The sequence below is a fragment of the Halobaculum sp. XH14 genome (genome assembly GCF_032116555.1).
Taxonomy (GTDB): domain Archaea; phylum Halobacteriota; class Halobacteria; order Halobacteriales; family Haloferacaceae; genus Halorarum; species Halorarum halobium.
On sequence record NZ_CP134949.1, the window covers coordinates 1,542,749 to 1,559,107 of the forward strand.

A 16,359-nucleotide genomic window follows, 5' to 3' on the forward strand; every position below is an offset into this window, starting at 1 on the left:
CGACGACCCGTCCGGCCTTCGACGGCTTATCGGTCCGCGACGCCCGCGGCGGTCAACACCCTGTCGGCGACCTCGTCGGCCGACTCCGCGAGGATCCGCGCGATCGGCTCCTTCCCGTGTGCGCCGTCGTCGACGACGACGTCCGGCGCGAGCGCCCCGTCGGACACGACCGTTTCCGCGACCCAGTCCATCGTCCCGTCCGTCGAGTCGGGTTCCTCGCGCCTGTCGAGAGTGGTGACCTCGTACTTATCGCGCAGTCGGTCGACGACGGCCGGGTCCGGACGGACGTTCGCGGCCGCCCGGACCGCCGGGTCCTCGGCGCGCAGGCCACAGAGCAGCCGTGCGAGGTGGTCCGAGGCCCCGCGGCGGACGTCCCCGCCGGCTCGGATGCCGTCGCGGGTGCGTCGCAGTCGCCCGTCGACCGCGACGATCTCGTCGGGCGTGCTCGCACACCGTGGCGCGAGCGCGACGTTCATCCCGACCTCCGGGACGACAGCGCCGACCGCGTCGCCGGCCGCCGTGAGCCTGCCGACCGCGTCCCGCAGTCGCTCGCAGGCGTCCGGGGTCGCGGCTTCGGTCAGCGTCGCCCCCAGGTGGTTCACGGGTCCGGGGCCGTCGCCGTACGGGAGCGATCGGGCGAGGGCGGCAGCGACGAACGCCTTCCCCTCCGCGACGGCCTCGGCGAGGGATGCGCCGCCGGCCAGTTCGGCCGCGACGGCCGCCGAGAGCGTACAGCCGGTTCCGTGCGTGCCGTCGGTGTCGACGCGGTCGCCCGCGAACCGCTCGGTGCCGTCCGGTCCCGCGAAGGAGTCGACCGGATCGCCGTCGAGATGGCCGCCGGTCACGAACGCCGCGTCGGCCCCCAGTTCACGGAGGTCCCGCGCCGCGTCAACCGCGTCGTCGACGTCGGCGATGGCCCGGCCCGTGAGCAGTTCCGCCTCGGCGACGTTCGGCGTGACGAGCGTCGCGCGGGGCAGGAGGCGGTCCCGAAGCGCGACCAGTCCGTCGTCATCGAGGAGCGTCGCGCCCGAGGCGGCGACCGCGACCGGGTCGACGACGAGCGAGAGTTCGGCCGGGATCGATTCGGCGACGGCTCGCACCGTCGCCGCGTCCCCGAGCATCCCGGTCTTTGCCGCCGCGACCGGGAGATCCGCCGTGACCGCGCGGACCTGTGCGGCGACGGTCTCGGGGGGAACCGGGTGGACCGACTCGACGCCGGTCGTGTTCTGGGCCGTCACCGCGGTGACCGCGGTGGTGGCGAACGCGCCGCACGCGTTCATGGCCGCGAGGTCGGCGGCGACGCCAGCGCCGCCGCTGCTGTCGGTCCCCGCGACCGTCAGTGCCACGGGCCGATAGGCGGTGACGGGCGCTGGCACGGGTCAGTCGTCCGCCGGCGCGGGCGGACGGGTGCCGAGTTCGACCGGCGGTGCGTCCACGTCCAGTTCCGCCAGCGCGAGTTCAGCCGCTCGCTTGCCCGAGACGAGCATCGCGCCGAACGTCGGCCCCATCCGGGTGAGCCCGTGGGTCGTCGCCGTCGCCAGCCCCGCCGCGATGAGGCCCTCGTGAACGAATCCCGTCTCTTCGACGACCTTGTCCTCGCTGTCGGCGATCCACATCGAGTCGTGGCCCGGGGAGTCGTGGCCAGGCGCGCCGTACTCGCCCTCGGCAGTGGTGTCCATGCCCGCGTCGTGTTCGCTCGCGTGTTCGACGCCCGGCGCGTCGACGACCCCGCGTTCGTGGAGCTTCGAGACGACGACGGCCTCGTGCCCGGTGGCGTCGATGACGAGGTCGGCCTCCACGGCGATGGGGTCCACGCAGGTCAGTTCCCTGGGCAGCGAGTGGACCGGCGTCCAGTTCATCACGACGCCCGCGACGCGGTGGTTCTCCCGGATCACCACGTCGGTGAACTCGGTCATGTTCTGGACGCGCGCCCCGGCGTCACAGGCCGCCTCGATGAGCGCCGAGGAGGCGTGTGGCGCGTCCGCGACGTAGAGCCCGTCCGCCTCGTCGGTCCCCCCGTAGGGAACGCCGAGCTCCTCGAGGATCAGTTCGGCCGGCTCGCGGACGGTCAGCTTGTTCATCAGGAACCCGCCAAGCCAGAACCCGCCCCCGAGGTAGTTGTTCTTCTCGACGACGGTGACGTCGACGTCCCGCTCGGCGAGCTCCTTTGCGGCCGTCAGCCCGGAGGGACCGCCGCCGACCACGATGACCTCCGCCTCGGTGCTGTCCATGAACTCCTCGTGCCAGCTGTCGGCGATGGCTCGGGTCACGCTCGCCTCGTCCGCGTCGCCGAAACTGTCGAACTCCATGAACACCTAGTAATACCACCAAATAATAAACGTTGTCACCGGCCGACGTCGAGCGGCAGCCGCCGGCCGAAGCTTCATGCCGCCAGCATCGGTACGTTTGGGTGCAATGGACTGCAGGGTCGTCGTCGAGGCCGCCGTCCCGGTGTACGACGTCGAGACGACCGACGAAGCGGTTCGCATCGCCATCGCCAAGACCGGCGAGATGCTGAACCCGGACCTCAACTACGTGGAGATCTCAACGGGGCAGCGACGGTCGCCCGGCGGGGAGGAGTTACCCCCCGCCTTCGTGGCGGCCGACGAGGCGCTCGTCGCCCTCGAACTCGCGCTGACCGTCTTCAACGTGGAGGGGACGAGACACGCGTCCCGCATCGCCCGAAAGGAGATCGGACAGCGGCTCGAAAACATCCCGCTGAAAGTGCTCGACGTGAGCGAGGTCGTGGAGACGGACGAGGACGATTCGGGGAACGAGAGCCGCGGTGACGATTCGGGGGACGTGAACCGCGGTGACGGTTCGGAGGACGTGGCTCAGGGCGACGGTTCGGGGTCGAACTCGAACGGCGGTGCCTCGGCCGGCAGAGGGGAGAGCGACTCCGATACCGACGACGACGATTCGGCCGACGACCCGGACGACGATCTCCTCCCCGGGTTCGAGGAGATGGTCGAGGACGGCTGAGGCTCCGAGCGGTCACGGTTCGAACCGGTGTCGGGAGCAGTCGCCCCTGAGAAACGAACTACTAACGGCGTCGCCACTCGACGAGCGTGGTGAGTTGAGGAAGTGTAACTGGCTCAGTCGGCCGTCGGGGCGACCGGCTCGGACTCCGCTTCGACGACCGAAGAGGTGATTCCTCCGGCCAGTTTGAACACTGCTGCTTTGTGGTCTGTCTTCGACTTGTGGATCGATGTCGGCTTCACGCCAAGTGTTTCGTACTCGGTGAGGTCGAGATCCGCATCGCGTGCTTCACACTCGCTTCGTACCTCGGCGAGAAGGCCGTGCAGGTGAATGAGTTCCTGCTTCTTCATGGACGAACTTGGATTGCGACCGGAGGGTTAAATGCTTATCTTGAGGGTCGTTAGCACGGTTCCCGATAGATTAACGGTTCGCGGGTTGACTCGTGTGAGGGGCCGATTCCCGTGGCTTTCGTGCCGGACGCGTGGTAAGTGCCGCTTATCGGCTCGTTCCGACGGTTCCCCGCCGGTCGCTCCCACCCGTCGAGCCGCCGCGAACGTTTTCCCGCCCGCGCCCCTTCCTGGGGGCATGGTCTACGACGACATGCTCGACCGCGCAGTCGAGGAGTCGCCGGATGCGGAGGGAACCGACTCCCGGTTCGACGTGCCGGAACCGGTCGTCCGCGTCGACGGGAGCGTCACGGTCGTCGACAACCTCGGCGAGATCGCGGACACGCTGGACAGGGACCCGGGCCACGTCCTCCAGTTCCTCCAGTCCGCGGTGGGCACCGCCGGGAGCGTCGACGACCGGGGCCGCGGGCGGCTGACCGGCGAGTTCAAACGGGGCCGGATCTCGACGGCACTCCGGGAGTACGCCGACACGTACGTCGTCTGTCCGGACTGCGGGCTCCCGGACACGGACCTCCTGACGGAGGGGGACGCGACCCGGTTGAAGTGTGCTGCCTGTGGTGCGGTCACGACGGTCGAGGAGCGATAGTTCGTTCCTGGTCGCTCCCGAATCGCCTCGGAGAATCGGCGGGGAACGGCGACCGATCAGTTGAACTGCTTCAACGCCTCGAGGTCGCGTTCGGTCCGCATGAACTCGGCGAGGCGTCGCGTCGCGTGACAGGAGGGACACGAGTAGTTCTCCCGGTGGGCGGGCAGTTCGGTCGGGTTCTCCTCCCAGTCCTTGGAACACTCCGGACAGATCAGTCGGATGAACGCCTCGACCATACGCCGATCCGTCGGCGGGCCGGTCAATAAACCTTTTCGCGGCCGAAAAAACGGGAACTCCTCCGGGACTGTCGGGTTACGCCGTCCGGCCCTCGGCCGCCTCCAGGAGCTCCTTGTACCGGTTCCTGATGGTCACCTCGCTCACGCCCGCGACCTCGCTGACCTCGCTCTGGGTCACCGACTCGTTCGTGAGCAGGGCGGCGGCGTACACCGCGGCGGCCGCGAGCCCCACGGGCGACTTCCCGCTCGTCACGCCGTCCTCCTGTGCGCCCTTGAGGAGTTCCCGCGCTCGCCATTCGCCCTCGTCCGAGAGGTCGAGCGCCGAGGCGAACCGCCCGACGTACTGGGCCGGGTCGGCCGGCGCGACCTCCAGCCCGAGTTCGCGGACGACGTAGCGGTACGTCCGGGTCAGTTCCATCCGGTCGATCCGCGAGACCGACGTGACCTCGTCGAGCGAGCGGGGGGTGCCGGCCTGGCGGGCGGCAGCGTAGAGGCTCGCGGTGGCGACGCCCTCGATCGACCGGCCGGGCAGGAGGTCGTCCGCGAGCGCGCGCCGGTAGATGACCGACGCCGTCTCGCGGACGTTCTCGGGCAGGCCGAGCGCGCTGGCCATCCGGTCGATCTCCCCCAGCGCCTGTTTGAGGTTCCGCTCCTTCGAATCCCGCGTCCGGAACCGCTCGTGCCAGGTGCGGAGCCGCTGCATCTGCTGGCGACGGCGCGAGGAGAGCGCCTTCCCGTAGGCGTCCTTGTCCTGCCAGCCGATGTTCGTCGAGAGCCCCTTGTCGTGCATCATGTTCGTCGTCGGCGCGCCCACGCGGGACTTGTTCGTCCGCTGTCCGTCGTCGAACGACCGCCACTCGGGACCGTGGTCGATGGCGTCCTCCTCGACCACCAGCCCACAGTCCCGGCACACCGTCTCGCCGTGTTCCTCGTCGGTCACGACCGTCCCGCCGCACTCGGGGCAGGCGGTTCGCTCCCGCGTTTCGGCCCCTCGCGTCTCGGCCTCTTGCGACTCGACGTTCGATTCGCGCTCGTAGTTGCTGATGGTGGTTCTGGTTTCCGTCATGGCGTCCCGGAGCGACCACGACCGGTGGAAGAAAGGGTTCCGACGGCAGTCGTCCTTACCTATAGTGAGGGACAGAAGTATATAAACATTTCGAAATCGTGTACGGCAGTCACACGCACTATACCGTTCGATTTTCCTGATTCGACCCCGGATTGGTGGGGCGGTTCTCCCGCGAAGAGGACTATTTAACTGATTCGTCCGTCGTGGCAGCCGTCGGCCCGACACCCAGCGGACTTTTGGTCCGGGACGCCGGCCCATCTCGCATGGACGACACTCGAACGGTCTGCGTGCTGGGGGCCGGGACGATGGGTCGGGGCATCGCCCACGCCGCCGCGACGGCCGGCCATCGCGTCCGCCTCCGCGACGTCGACGACGACGTGCTCGCCGAGGCGAGCGAGGAGATCAGGTCGACGCTCTCCGGCGGCGTGGAGCGCGGGAAGCTGTCGGCAGGGGGGGCCGACGCCGCGTTCGACCGGATCGAGACGACGACCGACCTCCAGTCGGCGGCGGCCGGGACCGACATCGCCATCGAGGCCGTGCCCGAGGACGTCGACCTCAAGCGGGACGTGCTCTCCGGGGCGGAGGCGCACCTCCCCGACGGGGCGCTCGTCGGCTCGAACACCTCCTCGCTCCCGCTGACCGGCATCGCGGCGGCCCTGGAGCGGCCGGACCGGGCCGTCGGGCTCCACTTTTTCAACCCGGTCCACGCGATGGGGCTCGTGGAGGTCGTGCTGGCCGAACAGACGACCGCCGCGACGCGCGAGCGGGCGGAATCGTTCGTCGAGGGGCTCGGCAAGACCGCGGTCACCGTCACGGACACGCCCGGCTTCGCGACCTCGCGGCTCGGCGCGATGCAGGGCGTCGAGGCGATCCGGATGCTCCAGGCAGGCGTCGCCGGTCCGCGCGACATCGACGCCGGGATGGAACTGGGGTATCGGCACCCGATGGGTCCGATCGAACTCACCGACGTCGTCGGCCTCGACGTCCGCCTCGACATCCTCGAGCACCTCCGAGAGGAACTCGGCGAGCGATTCGCGCCGCCGCCGCTGCTCCGCCGGAAAGTCCGTGCCGGAAAGCTCGGCCGCAAGACCGGCGAGGGGTTCTACGTCTGGGAGGACGGCGAGGTCGTCGGCGTCTCGGGCGGGCACGGAGCCGCGGGCGAACGGGATGTGGACGACGCCGAGACGGGGGGACGATGACGACGCCCGCCGAAGCTGCTGCCGAGGGGAACGAGTTCGTCGCCGCCGAGGTCGGCGGTCGCGGCGAGCACGTGGCGACGGTCACCATCGACCGACCGGACGCGCGGAACGCGCTCAACGCGACCGTCCGGTCCGAACTGAAGTCCGTCTTCGCCGCGATCGCCGAGGACGATTCGGTCCGCGTCGTCGTGTTGACCGGGGGCGAGGACTCGGGCGCGTTCGTCGCGGGCGCGGATGTGACCGAGCTCCACGAGCGGAGCGCCGTCGAACAGCGCGAGGCGAGTTCGTTCCCGCGCGTCTACGAGGTCGTCGCCGAGTGCCCGAAGCCAGTCGTCGCCCGCGTGAACGGCCACGCGCTCGGCGGCGGCTGTGAACTCGCGCAGGCCTGTGACGTTCGCATCGCCGCCGAGGGCGCGAAGCTCGGGCAGCCGGAGATCGGCCTCGGACTCATCCCGGGCGGCGGCGGCACCCAGCGGCTCCCGCGGCTCGTCGGCGAGGGCCAGGCGCTGAAGCTGATCCTGTCGGGCGAACTCGTCGAGGCGACCGAGGCGGCCGAACTCGGCCTCGTCGAGGAAGCGGTCCCCGAAGGGGAACTCGACGGCCGCGTCGACGACCTCGCCGGGGCGATCGCCGAGAAGAGCCCGCTGGCCGTCCGACGCGCGAAGCAAGCGGTTCGGGGCGGAGCGGATCGATCGTTGCGACAGGGACTGGCTTACGAGCGCGAACTGTTCGTCGGCCTGTTCGACAGCCACGACAAGAACGAGGGCATCGGCGCGTTCCTCGAGGACCGGGAGCCCGACTGGCGTGGCGAGTGAACGGGGGGAGCCGAGCGACGGGGAGGCCCTCGTGACCGCCGGCCAGTGGATGGTGGTCAATCGACGGGCTGCTGGTGATGACGGCCGTTCGGCCCGTTCAGGCTCGATCGGTCGGCTCCGCCACTGCTCCGGGTCGTGGGTCCTGTTCACGAGGCTGCCACACGACTTATGCGGCGGCCGTCGGAACGCGGGTCCATGCGTCGACGACAGCTACTCGGGGGGGCCGGCATCGCACTGACGACGGCGACGGCGGGCTGTCTCGGATTCATCACGGGCGAGCAGTCGCTCTCGTTCGCCGCGGAACCGGCCGTGGCCGCGGAGAGCACGGTCGGCGAGACCGATTACGAGACGGAGGGGCCACAGGCACGGACGCAAACACGGGAGTTCACCGTGGCGGGCCAGACGCGCGAGGTCGAGGTGACCAACCGGATCACGACCTACCAGAAGACCGTCGACAACCCGCTCTTCGGCGAGGCGCGCCTCGCCGTGTTCGCGGCCATCTCCAGCCCGAAGGTGACGGTCGCGGGCCAGACGCTCAACCCGGTGGAAGACTACTCGAACGAGAAGCTGGTCTCGCTGCTCACGAGCCAGTACGAGGGGTTAGACGAGCCCACCCGCGTGGACGGCCGGACCGTCCGAACGCTCGGCAGCGACGTCGAGCTCGACAAGTTCGAGGCGACCGCGACCGTCGACGGCCAGGAGGTCGACGTGTACATCCACGTCGGTCGAACCGAACACGAGGATGACTTCGTCATCCCGATGGGGATGTACCCCAAGCGGCGGGAGAGCGAGGAGCGGCCGACCGTCGTCTCGCTAACCGAGAGCCTGGAACACCCCGCCTGATCCGGGTTCGGGTGAATTCGGACCCGGTTGACCCATAGCTATATACGTCAGACGCTCCCTACCGTATGGCGAGGTAAGCGCGAATGGCGAAAGGAACGGTCGCATTCTTCAACGACACGGGCGGTTACGGCTTCATCGAAAGCGAGGACGCGGACGAGGACGTCTTCTTCCACATGGAGGACGTCGGCGGTCCGGACCTCGAGGAAGGGCAGGAGGTGGAGTTCGACATCGAACAGGCCGACAAGGGTCCGCGAGCGACGAACCTCCAGCGGCTGTAGGAGAGTACGGGGACCCGACTCGCTCGGGTTCACTCGTCGCCGCGGGCGGTTCCGTTTTTACGGTGATCGGTCGGTGAGTGCCGACGGCGTCGCTACCGCGGGTGTTTCAGCGAGGCGCCACAGTCCGGGCAGGCGGCCCTGTACGAGAGGACGCTGACCGAGCGGGAACATTCCGAACAGACGAACGCGCTGCCGACCATCGTGCCGTCTGACGGACGTCATCCTGTTAAATGTTACCATGGATAGACCACCGCGATTTTTACCGTCCCCCGCGGTCCATCCGAGTATGCCATACAGCTACCGGCCACACCACTTCGAGGACTTCGAGGAGGGCCAGACGTTCGAGAGCGTCGGCCGCACCGTCACCGAGTCCGACTTCGTCATGCACTCGGCGTTCACCGGCGACTGGACCGAACTCCACACGAACGCCGACTACGCGGCCGACTCGCAGTTCGGCGAGCGCGTCGCCCACGGTCCGATGACGTTCTCGCTGGCCACCGGGTTCGTCTACCGGTGCGGCTTCCTCGAACGCACGGTGATGGCGTTCCTCGGCATGAACTACATGGACATCCCCGCGCCCGTCTACGAGGGCGACTCCATCTCGCTCGACATGGAAGTCACCGAGACGAAGCCGTTCTCCTCGCGCGAGGACGCCGGCCTGGTCGTCATCGACACGGAGATGACCAACCAGGACGACGAGACGGTGTTCGCGGGCGACATGAAGTTCATGATCGAGCGCGAGTCGTAGCGCCCCGCCGCCGGACGGGTCGTCCCGGTCCCGTCATCCGAGCATCTGTTCGAACAGCGCTCCCTGTCCCCGTCGGAGCCGCTCCAGGAACGCCGACTTGCTGATGCCGAGCTCCGCGGCCACCTCGCTCGCCGTCGATTCCTTGGGAACTGCAAAGTAGCCCGCCGCTAACGCGGCTCGCAACGCGGCCTCCTGTGGCGGGGTCACGTCCCATCGTCCCGCCGCCTCGGCCGAATCCGGACCGAGCGGGTACACCCGTTCGAGCGTCACGCCGACGGCCTCCCCGGCCGCCTCCATCACGCCCTGGAGGACGTCGCGCCCGACGACCGCGCCCTCGAACCGCCCCTCGCCGTCCGCGTACGTCAGCGACTCGGCCATGAACCCCGCGTCGATGAGGTCGTGGACGACGCAGGGATGCATCGACAGACAGCGGTACCGGTCGCGACCGTCGCCGGCCGAGCGGTGGAGGTACCGGATCCGCTCGTCCGCGTCGAGTGCCGCCGCCAGGTCGTCGTCAGCGGGCGCGGAGAATCGGAGGAGCGCGTTGCCGTCCCGCCTGAGCAGGGGCGATTCGGCCTCCAGTCTCGCCCCGGTCGCCCGGGTTGCGGCCGCGAGCGGGCACTCGTCGCCCGTGACGCGGACCTCGACGACGAGACAGTCGTCGATCATGCCCCCTCCTTCGACGAGTAACTATTTATATCCCGTCTATGGGCGGGCGAACCGATAGGGAGCCACGTCCGTAACGGTTCTTCATGGACATCGAGGAGGTCACGGAGCGGGCGGGCCCCCGTCAGTTCGGCCCCGGCGACGACATGCCCGAGGAGTACCGCACGGCGGCGACCCGCATGATCCAGTTCCACGCGAACAGCGAGGTGATGGGCGGCTACCTCGACAAGGAGTTCACGCGACACGCCCCGTCGCTGGACCGGAAGCTGGCGAACACGGCGAAGGTCCAGGACGAGGTCGGGCACGCGCAGTTGCTCTACCGCGCCGCGGAGACGCTCGGCGTGAAGACCCGCGAGGAGATGCTGGAGGAGCTTCGCGTCGGCAAGGGGAAGTTCCTGAACTGCTTTCACTACCCGGTTGACTCGTGGTACGAGGCGCCGATGATCGACTTCTTCGTCGACGGCGGGGCGATGCGTCGGCAGGCGACGCTGAAGAATACCTCGTGGACCCCCTACGCCCACGCGATGGACAAGGTCTGCTTCGAGGAGGGCTTCCACGTCAAGCACGGCGAGTCCATCCTCCGCGAACTCATGCGGGGGTCGAAGGCGACCCGCGAGCGGACCCAGGAGACGTTCGACGAGTGGTGGCCGCGCATCCTCCAGTTCTTCGGGCCGACGAACGACGAGTCCACGCACGACGACTTCGCCCAGCAGGTCGGCCTGAAGACGGTGAGCAACGACGAACTCCGCAACTCGTTCCTGAACATGTACGTCCCGAAGGCCGAGAAGTACGGCCTCGAGATCCCCGACCACCCGCGCCTGTTCGAGCGGGAGGACGGCACGATGGCCGTCCGCGAGGACGACCTCGACTGGGACGAGTTCTGGACCATCTCGAAGAACGAGTACGAGGGGAGCCACGAGCAGATCGGCTCGCGTCGCCGCCGCCAGGACGCCGTCGATTGGGCCCGCCAGTCGCTGGACTCCTGGGAGTCGGGCGCGGGCGCCGCCGCGGGGGCGGCCGACTGATGATCTTCGAGGTGTTCCGGCAGGAGGAGGCCGGCGACTACCACCGGCACGTCGGCAACGTCCACGCGCCGGACCGCGAGATGGCGAAACTGTTCGCCTCGATCCAGCACGGCCGCCGGATGCAGACCAACTCGCTGTGGGTCGTCCCCCGGCCGGAGATCGGCGAGGTCGACGCCGACGACGTGACGTTCGGCGGCGCGACCGACAAGGCGTACCGCTGGGCGATGACGTACAACGACATCGACGCGTCGTTCGCCCAGGAGGTCGAGGACAGCGAGGCCGAGCAGCGCGAGGCCGCGCGCAAGCGCCGCGAGGCGATGCAGGAGGGGGGTGACTGATGGCCGCGAAACTGGACCGTGGCGACCTGAGCGCCGAAGGGCAGCTCGCGCTGGAGGAACTCCTCTTTCGGCTCGCCGACGACGAGTTCGTTCACGCCGAGCGGCTCACGGAGTGGCAGATCTACTCGCCCACGGTCGAGGCCGACCTGGCGCTCGCGAACGTCGCACAGGACGAGTTCGGCCACGCACGCCTCTGGTACGACCTCCTGCAGGAACTCGGCTACACCGAGGCCGAGTGCATCTGGGAGCGCCCGCCGGGGGAGTGGACCCACGCGCCGCTGGTCGAGCTGCCGTTCGACGACGACGGCTGGGGCGACGCGATCCTCCGGGGCTACCTCTACGACGTGGCCGAGCGACTCAGGCTCGAGGCGCTCGTGGACACGAGCTACGCCCCGCTGGCGGACCGCGTGGGCAAGGCACTCTCCGAGGAGGACTACCACCGCGAGCACGCCCAGAGCTGGCTGGAGCGACTGACCGCGGACGAAGAGGGACGCGAGCGGCTGCAGTCGGCCCTCGAGACCCTGTTCCCGCACGCGCTTTCGCTGTTCGCGCCCGGCCCGCGCGAGGACGAGATCCTCGAGCACGGCTTCCGGACCGAGACGCTGTCGGACCTCCGAGCCGAGTGGCTCGACGTCGTCGTCCCGTTCCTCGAATCGCTCGGGCTCGACGTGCCGGAACCCGATGCCGGCGGGACCGGTGACGCCGGCGAGGTGGAGCGGCCGGACGTCCGGGGTCGTGACGGTAGCCACACCGACGACTGGTTCGACCTGTACGAGGCGTTCACCCGGACCTACCGGGAGGTCGAGTTCGAGTCGCCGGCCCGCCTGCGCGGCGAGGAGGCGTAGATGCCGACGAACGTCCCGCTCGACTCCGAAGCGTGCGCCTACACGGAGTACGACTCGGGCGAGTCGCCCGAGGAGTTCCCGAAGACCGGCGACGACGCGACCGGGACGGAAGCGGGCGTCTGGGCCGCCCTCTACGAGGTCGAGGACCCGGAGATGCCGGTGAGCGTCGTCGACCTCGGGCTCGTCTACGGCGTCGAGGTGGACGAGGAGTCGGGCCGCTGCGAGGTCGAGATGACGCTCACTTACTCGGGCTGTCCGGCGCGAGACATGCTGCTCAACGACGTGCGCTGTGCCGCCGAGACCGCCGAGGGCGTCGCGGAGGCCGAGGTCCGTCTGCGCTACTCGCCCGAGTGGAACGTGGAGATGGTGACCGAGCGCGGACGCGAGGACCTCCGCGAGTTCGGCCTGAGCGTGTGAGGCATGAGCCGGAACGATCCAAGCACGACGGCGACGGACGAGGACGAGGCCGCCGAGTGCCCGTACTGCGGTTCGACGAACACCGTTCGGGACCACCCGAAGGGGCCGGGGCTGTGCCGCTCGATGCACTTCTGTGAGGACTGCCAGCAGCCGTTCGAGCAGTTCGGGTAGGGTTCCGGTTCGGGTCCGGATTCCGTTTTTCCGTCGTCTCGCGCATGGGTGACCGTCACCGAGACGACCTCGGAAGCCCCCGCGGCTCTCGGCTCGCGCGGGACGCTCTGTGCTCCTCGCGCTCCCTGCGGTCGCGCTACGGTGCTTGAGGCCCCGGGCGTCCCCGAGAGCCGCGCCCCCTTCCATTCCCACCCTGCAGACGGTCGGTCGCCACCCCCTCACTGACACCCGCTTGCGCCGCTGTGGGGTGCCGACGTCGCTGCTTCGCTGGATGGACGGAGGTGTCGTCCAGCCGTGAACGGGGATGTCGTCCCGCCGGTAAACCAGAAATCGTCGCGCGGCGATTATTCGGCGTCGATGAAGTCCGGTCGCGTGCGCTTCTCGTCGCGCTCGGCTTCGATGTGGGCGCGGAACTCGCTCGGATCGACGTCCCCGACCTCGTTCTCGAACCGGTCGCGCACCGAGATGGTCTCGGATTTCTCCTCGTCGCCGCCGACGATGACCATGTACGGTACGCGGTCGTCGTGGGCCGCGCGGATCTTCCGCCCGATGGTCATGTCGCGGTCCTCGACCTCGACGCGGAACCCGTCGAGTTCGTTCTTCGTCCGGTAGGCGTAGCCCAGGTTGTCGTCCGAGATGGGGAGGATCCGGACCTGCTCGGGCGCGAGCCAGAGCGGGAACTTCCCCGCGAAGTGTTCGATCAGAACCATGAAGAAGCGCTCGTAGGAGCCGTAGAGCGCCCGGTGGATCATCACCGGCCGGTGCTCCTCGTTGTCCTCGCCCGTGTAGGTGAGATCGAAACTCTCGGGCATCGTGAAGTCGAGCTGGACCGTCGGGCCGTCCCAGCTTCGGCCGAGCGCGTCCTCGAAGCTGAAGTCGATCTTCGGCCCGTAGAACGCGCCGTCGCCCGGTTCGAGCCCCCAGTCGAGCGCCGAGGACTCCAGCACCGCCTCGAGCTGGCTTTCGGCCTTCTCCCACACCTCGTCGCTCCCGACCGACTTCTCGGGACGCGTCGCGAGATCGACCGAGACGTCGAGATCGAACGTCTCCAGCACCTCCTCGATCATCTCCATGATGGTCCGGACCTCGGCTTCGATCTGGTCGGGTTCGACGAACAGGTGGCCGTCGTCGATGGTGAACGCCCAGGTCCGCGAGAGTCCCGAGAGTTCGCCGCGCTGCTCCTTGCGGTACACCTTCCCGTGTTCCGCATAGCGGACGGGCAGGTCGCGGTAGCTCCACGAGCCCTGATCGAAGATGGTCGCGTGGCCCGGGCAGTTCATCGGCTTCAGGCCGTACTCCTCGTCGTTCACGTCGAAGAGGAACATGTCGTCCTGATAGTTGTCGTAGTGGCCCGACTGTTCCCAGAGCTCCGTCCGGAACACGTGTGGCGTCTCGACCTCGCCGTAGCCCGCGTCCCGGTTGAGGTCGTTGACGTACGACTCGAGTTCCGAGAGGATCGTCTTGCCCGGCGGATGATACAGCGGCAGCCCCGGTCCCGTCACCGTCGGGATGGAGAACAGATCCATCTCCCGGGCGATACGCCGGTGGTCGCGGTCCTTCGCCTCCTCGCGCATCTCTAGGAACTCCGCCAGGTCGGACTCGGACTCGAACGCCGTGCCGTACACCCGGGTGAGCTGGTCGTTCTCCTCGTCGCCGCGCCAGTAGGCCGAGGAGATGTTCATCAGCTTCACCGCGCCGATCTTCCCGGTCGAATCGACGTGGGGTCCCTTGCAGAGGTCGCGCCAGTCGTCCTGCTCGTAGACGGAGACGGGGTCCTCGCCCGCGGCCTCCTCGTGGAGGATCTCGGTCTTGTACGGGTTGTCATCGAAGGCGGCGAGCGCCTCCTCGCGGGACAGTTCGCGGCGCTCGATGGGGTAGTCGGCCTCGATGATGTCGCGCATCTCGGCTTCGAGTTCCCCGAAGTCGGACTCGTCGAGGTCGACGCCGGTCACGTCGTAGTAGAACCCCTCGTCGGTCGGCGGACCGATGGCGAGATTCGTCTCGGGGTGGAGCCGCTGGAGCGCCTGTGCGAACACGTGGGCCGCCGAGTGGCGGAGCACGTCCAAGTACTCCTCGGACTGGTCGGTGACGATCTCCAGGCGCGCGCCGTCGTGCAGCGGCGCGGCCTTGTCGACCAGTTCGCCGTCGACGACGCCCGCGATGGTGTCGTCCCCGAGACCGGGTCCGATCTCGTAGGCCGCGTCCTCCACCGTCGCGCCCCCGGGGACGGACAGTTCCGAGCCGTCCGGCAGGACGACCGCGATGTCGCTCATACGAAACGGGAGTCGGAGGGCGCGAATAAGTCTTGTCGAACTGTGTGACCGTGCTCGGCACGCGGTCGCCGAGCAGGTGTGTGGCCCGGTTGGAACACGCCCGGCCGGGCTACCGGCCCGGACCGCCGCGGCGGAAAGGTCCAAGCCCCGACCGCCGTGAGGGGACGTATGAACGTGCAGGTCGACGGGGATCGACTCCGCGCCGACATCGAGGCGAACGCGGCCTTCGGCGAGGTCGAGGTCGCGGAGGGACGGGGCCGGACCGTGCGCTGCGGGACGGAGGCGAACCGACTCGCGCGCGAACGGTTCGTGAAACGACTGGAGGACGCGGGACTCGACGTCACCGTCGACGCCGTCGGCAACGTCGCCGGCGCGTGGACCCCCGCCTCGGCGGGCCCGGACGCCGCGCCGGTCGCGGCCGGGAGCCACCTGGATTCGGTTCCGGAGGGCGGCATCTTCGACGGCCCGCTCGGCGCCTACGCCGCGCTGGAGGCCGTCCGTGCGATGCAGGACGCCGGGGTCGAGCCGGCGCGACCCCTCGTCGTCGTCTCGTTCACCGAGGAGGAGGGACAGCGCTTTGCCGAGGGATTGCTGGGCTCCTCCGTGGCGGCCGGGGAACGCTCCCTCGAGGACGCGCTCGCGCTGACTGACGACGAAGGGGTCACCCTGGAGGAAGCACTGACGGACGTCGGCTTCCGGGGTGAAGGGGTGCTCGACGCGTCCGAGTGGGACGCCTGGTACGAACTCCACGTCGAGCAGGACGCGACCCTGGAGGACGCGGAGGTCCCGGTCGGCGTCGTGACCGACATCACCGGAATCACGCACTGTGAGGTCCTCATCCGGGGTGAGGCGAACCATGCGGGGGCGACGTCGATGGTCGACCGGACGGACGCGCTCGCGGCCGCAGCCGAGTTCGTCCTGGACGTCGAGTCGGCCGCGAACGACGTGGTCGAGACGAGCAGCGAGTCGGCGGTCGGGACCGTCGGGTCGCTGTCGGTCTCCCCGAACGCGACGAACGTCGTCCCCGGCAAGGTCGAGGCCGGCGTGGACGTGCGCGACGTGGACGCCGAGTCGATGGAGACGGTGGTCGCGGCGGCGCGCGACTCGCTCGAGCGACTCGAGACGGAACGCGGCGTCGACACCGAGTTCTCGCGGCCGTTCGATCTGTCCCCGACGCCGATGAGCGACCGACTCCGCGCGGCCGCCCACGACGCGGGCGAGGCGGCCGGGATCGGGACGCTCGACCTCCACTCGGGGGCCGCCCACGACACGATGTACGTCGCCGGCGTGACCGACGCGGCGCTGCTGTTCGCCCCGTCGCGCGACGGGATCAGTCACAACCCCCGCGAGTGGACCGACTGGGTCGACTGCGCCGACGCGACGCGGGTGATGGCCGGCGCGATGGCCGACGTGGCGACCGAATAGTGTGAGGTGAACGACCGAAGGGAGCGAATCGAGCGAACCGAC

General features: G+C 69.0%; 20 protein-coding genes. 13 read left to right on the forward strand and 7 right to left on the reverse strand.

All coding sequences use genetic code 11. From position 1 onward, the window contains the following. Positions 1-26: 26 nt before the first annotated feature. Entirely contained in the window at positions 27-1,376 is a 1,350-nt protein-coding gene (gene thiD, locus RJT50_RS07860) for a bifunctional hydroxymethylpyrimidine kinase/phosphomethylpyrimidine kinase (protein ID WP_313695668.1), read from the reverse strand. 3 nt (positions 1,377-1,379) lie between these two features. Then, positions 1,380-2,309, reverse strand: coding sequence for a sulfide-dependent adenosine diphosphate thiazole synthase (locus tag RJT50_RS07865; RefSeq protein WP_313695671.1), 930 nt, complete (start codon positions 2,307-2,309; stop codon positions 1,380-1,382). Between the two features lie 106 nt (positions 2,310-2,415). Between RJT50_RS07865 and RJT50_RS18655 the strand changes: the two genes are divergently transcribed. Continuing rightward, positions 2,416-2,982 (forward strand): DUF555 domain-containing protein, encoded by a 567-nt coding sequence (locus RJT50_RS18655; RefSeq protein ID WP_425499714.1) that lies wholly within the window; start codon positions 2,416-2,418, stop codon positions 2,980-2,982. 113 nt (positions 2,983-3,095) lie between these two features. On the opposite strand, the gene RJT50_RS07875 is transcribed toward RJT50_RS18655, so the two are convergent. Continuing rightward, positions 3,096-3,329, reverse strand: coding sequence for a UPF0058 family protein (locus RJT50_RS07875; RefSeq protein WP_313695674.1), 234 nt, complete (start codon positions 3,327-3,329; stop codon positions 3,096-3,098). Between the two features lie 235 nt (positions 3,330-3,564). Here RJT50_RS07875 and RJT50_RS07880 point away from each other — a divergent pair, with 235 nt between their 5' ends. Further along, positions 3,565-3,972 carry a translation initiation factor IF-2 subunit beta gene (locus RJT50_RS07880; RefSeq protein WP_313695676.1) on the forward strand — a complete coding sequence of 136 codons (408 nt, stop codon included), beginning with the start codon at positions 3,565-3,567 and terminating at the stop codon, positions 3,970-3,972. Positions 3,973-4,028: 56 nt separating this feature from the next. Here the strand turns inward: RJT50_RS07880 and RJT50_RS07885 are convergent, their stop codons facing one another. Continuing rightward, a complete protein-coding gene (locus RJT50_RS07885) occupies positions 4,029-4,208 on the reverse strand; it encodes a DUF7836 family putative zinc-binding protein (protein WP_313695678.1) in 180 nt (59 codons plus the stop codon). Positions 4,209-4,284: 76 nt separating this feature from the next. Then, positions 4,285-5,274, reverse strand: a complete 990-nt coding sequence (locus RJT50_RS07890) for a transcription initiation factor IIB (RefSeq protein ID WP_313695680.1) — start codon at positions 5,272-5,274, stop codon at positions 4,285-4,287. A 263-nt stretch (positions 5,275-5,537) separates the two neighbouring features. Here RJT50_RS07890 and RJT50_RS07895 point away from each other — a divergent pair, with 263 nt between their 5' ends. The 5 genes from RJT50_RS07895 (at position 5,538) to RJT50_RS07915 (ending at position 9,157) form a co-directional block, all read left to right on the forward strand. Next, the gene (locus RJT50_RS07895; RefSeq protein WP_313695682.1) at positions 5,538-6,473 is read left to right on the forward strand and encodes a 3-hydroxyacyl-CoA dehydrogenase family protein; all 936 of its coding nucleotides are present in this window, start codon (positions 5,538-5,540) and stop codon (positions 6,471-6,473) included. After that, positions 6,470-7,288, forward strand: a complete 819-nt coding sequence (locus RJT50_RS07900; protein WP_313695684.1) for an enoyl-CoA hydratase/isomerase family protein — start codon at positions 6,470-6,472, stop codon at positions 7,286-7,288. The genes RJT50_RS07895 and RJT50_RS07900 overlap by 4 nt, the downstream gene beginning before the upstream one ends. 195 nt (positions 7,289-7,483) lie before the next feature. Beyond that, entirely contained in the window at positions 7,484-8,131 is a 648-nt protein-coding gene (locus tag RJT50_RS07905; protein WP_313695687.1) for a DUF6517 family protein, read from the forward strand. Between the two features lie 83 nt (positions 8,132-8,214). Continuing rightward, positions 8,215-8,409 (forward strand): cold-shock protein, encoded by a 195-nt coding sequence (locus RJT50_RS07910; RefSeq protein WP_179168318.1) that lies wholly within the window; start codon positions 8,215-8,217, stop codon positions 8,407-8,409. Positions 8,410-8,695: 286 nt separating this feature from the next. Beyond that, a complete protein-coding gene (locus RJT50_RS07915; protein WP_313695694.1) occupies positions 8,696-9,157 on the forward strand; it encodes a MaoC/PaaZ C-terminal domain-containing protein in 462 nt (153 codons plus the stop codon). Between the two features lie 33 nt (positions 9,158-9,190). Here RJT50_RS07915 and RJT50_RS07920 read toward each other — a convergent pair whose 3' ends face one another. Beyond that, positions 9,191-9,826 carry a helix-turn-helix domain-containing protein gene (locus tag RJT50_RS07920; RefSeq protein ID WP_313695695.1) on the reverse strand — a complete coding sequence of 212 codons (636 nt, stop codon included), beginning with the start codon at positions 9,824-9,826 and terminating at the stop codon, positions 9,191-9,193. An 83-nt stretch (positions 9,827-9,909) separates the two neighbouring features. Between RJT50_RS07920 and RJT50_RS07925 the strand changes: the two genes are divergently transcribed. Genes RJT50_RS07925 through paaE form a run of 5 tightly spaced genes read left to right on the forward strand, consistent with a single transcriptional unit; the run spans position 9,910 to position 12,619 of the window. Next, positions 9,910-10,848, forward strand: a complete 939-nt coding sequence (locus tag RJT50_RS07925; protein ID WP_313695697.1) for a Phenylacetic acid catabolic protein — start codon at positions 9,910-9,912, stop codon at positions 10,846-10,848. Next, positions 10,848-11,186 carry a 1,2-phenylacetyl-CoA epoxidase subunit PaaB gene (paaB, locus tag RJT50_RS07930; protein ID WP_313695699.1) on the forward strand — a complete coding sequence of 113 codons (339 nt, stop codon included), beginning with the start codon at positions 10,848-10,850 and terminating at the stop codon, positions 11,184-11,186. Before RJT50_RS07925 ends, paaB begins: the two co-directional genes overlap by 1 nt. Continuing rightward, entirely contained in the window at positions 11,186-12,031 is an 846-nt protein-coding gene (gene paaC, locus RJT50_RS07935) for a 1,2-phenylacetyl-CoA epoxidase subunit PaaC (protein WP_313695701.1), read from the forward strand. The genes paaB and paaC overlap by 1 nt, the downstream gene beginning before the upstream one ends. Continuing rightward, positions 12,032-12,448 (forward strand): 1,2-phenylacetyl-CoA epoxidase subunit PaaD, encoded by a 417-nt coding sequence (paaD, locus tag RJT50_RS07940; protein ID WP_313695704.1) that lies wholly within the window; start codon positions 12,032-12,034, stop codon positions 12,446-12,448. 3 nt (positions 12,449-12,451) lie between these two features. Beyond that, positions 12,452-12,619, forward strand: coding sequence for a 1,2-phenylacetyl-CoA epoxidase subunit PaaE (gene paaE, locus RJT50_RS07945; RefSeq protein ID WP_313695707.1), 168 nt, complete (start codon positions 12,452-12,454; stop codon positions 12,617-12,619). Positions 12,620-12,963: 344 nt separating this feature from the next. On the opposite strand, the gene thrS is transcribed toward paaE, so the two are convergent. Continuing rightward, positions 12,964-14,892, reverse strand: coding sequence for a threonine--tRNA ligase (gene thrS, locus RJT50_RS07950; RefSeq protein WP_313695709.1), 1,929 nt, complete (start codon positions 14,890-14,892; stop codon positions 12,964-12,966). Positions 14,893-15,060: 168 nt separating this feature from the next. Between thrS and RJT50_RS07955 the strand changes: the two genes are divergently transcribed. Next, a complete protein-coding gene (locus tag RJT50_RS07955) occupies positions 15,061-16,317 on the forward strand; it encodes a Zn-dependent hydrolase (RefSeq protein WP_313695711.1) in 1,257 nt (418 codons plus the stop codon). The last annotated feature ends 42 nt before the right edge of the window (positions 16,318-16,359 follow it).

What these genes read in the sequence shown, in the direction of transcription:
- RJT50_RS07865 (WP_313695671.1), bottom strand. Translation starts at nt 2,309, where the DNA reads ATGGAGTTCGACAGTTTCGGCGACGCGGACGAGGCGAGCGTGACCCGA.
- RJT50_RS07900 (WP_313695684.1), top strand. Translation starts at nt 6,470, where the DNA reads ATGACGACGCCCGCCGAAGCTGCTGCCGAGGGGAACGAGTTCGTCGCC.
- RJT50_RS07880 (WP_313695676.1), top strand. Translation starts at nt 3,565, where the DNA reads ATGGTCTACGACGACATGCTCGACCGCGCAGTCGAGGAGTCGCCGGAT.
- thrS (WP_313695709.1), bottom strand. Translation starts at nt 14,892, where the DNA reads ATGAGCGACATCGCGGTCGTCCTGCCGGACGGCTCGGAACTGTCCGTC.
- paaC (WP_313695701.1), top strand. Translation starts at nt 11,186, where the DNA reads ATGGCCGCGAAACTGGACCGTGGCGACCTGAGCGCCGAAGGGCAGCTC.
- RJT50_RS07905 (WP_313695687.1), top strand. Translation starts at nt 7,484, where the DNA reads ATGCGTCGACGACAGCTACTCGGGGGGGCCGGCATCGCACTGACGACG.
- RJT50_RS07910 (WP_179168318.1), top strand. Translation starts at nt 8,215, where the DNA reads ATGGCGAAAGGAACGGTCGCATTCTTCAACGACACGGGCGGTTACGGC.
- paaD (WP_313695704.1), top strand. Translation starts at nt 12,032, where the DNA reads ATGCCGACGAACGTCCCGCTCGACTCCGAAGCGTGCGCCTACACGGAG.
- RJT50_RS18655 (WP_425499714.1), top strand. Translation starts at nt 2,416, where the DNA reads ATGGACTGCAGGGTCGTCGTCGAGGCCGCCGTCCCGGTGTACGACGTC.
- paaB (WP_313695699.1), top strand. Translation starts at nt 10,848, where the DNA reads ATGATCTTCGAGGTGTTCCGGCAGGAGGAGGCCGGCGACTACCACCGG.
- RJT50_RS07925 (WP_313695697.1), top strand. Translation starts at nt 9,910, where the DNA reads ATGGACATCGAGGAGGTCACGGAGCGGGCGGGCCCCCGTCAGTTCGGC.
- paaE (WP_313695707.1), top strand. Translation starts at nt 12,452, where the DNA reads ATGAGCCGGAACGATCCAAGCACGACGGCGACGGACGAGGACGAGGCC.
- RJT50_RS07890 (WP_313695680.1), bottom strand. Translation starts at nt 5,274, where the DNA reads ATGACGGAAACCAGAACCACCATCAGCAACTACGAGCGCGAATCGAAC.
- RJT50_RS07915 (WP_313695694.1), top strand. Translation starts at nt 8,696, where the DNA reads ATGCCATACAGCTACCGGCCACACCACTTCGAGGACTTCGAGGAGGGC.
- RJT50_RS07875 (WP_313695674.1), bottom strand. Translation starts at nt 3,329, where the DNA reads ATGAAGAAGCAGGAACTCATTCACCTGCACGGCCTTCTCGCCGAGGTA.
- RJT50_RS07920 (WP_313695695.1), bottom strand. Translation starts at nt 9,826, where the DNA reads ATGATCGACGACTGTCTCGTCGTCGAGGTCCGCGTCACGGGCGACGAG.
- RJT50_RS07955 (WP_313695711.1), top strand. Translation starts at nt 15,061, where the DNA reads ATGAACGTGCAGGTCGACGGGGATCGACTCCGCGCCGACATCGAGGCG.
- RJT50_RS07895 (WP_313695682.1), top strand. Translation starts at nt 5,538, where the DNA reads ATGGACGACACTCGAACGGTCTGCGTGCTGGGGGCCGGGACGATGGGT.
- RJT50_RS07885 (WP_313695678.1), bottom strand. Translation starts at nt 4,208, where the DNA reads ATGGTCGAGGCGTTCATCCGACTGATCTGTCCGGAGTGTTCCAAGGAC.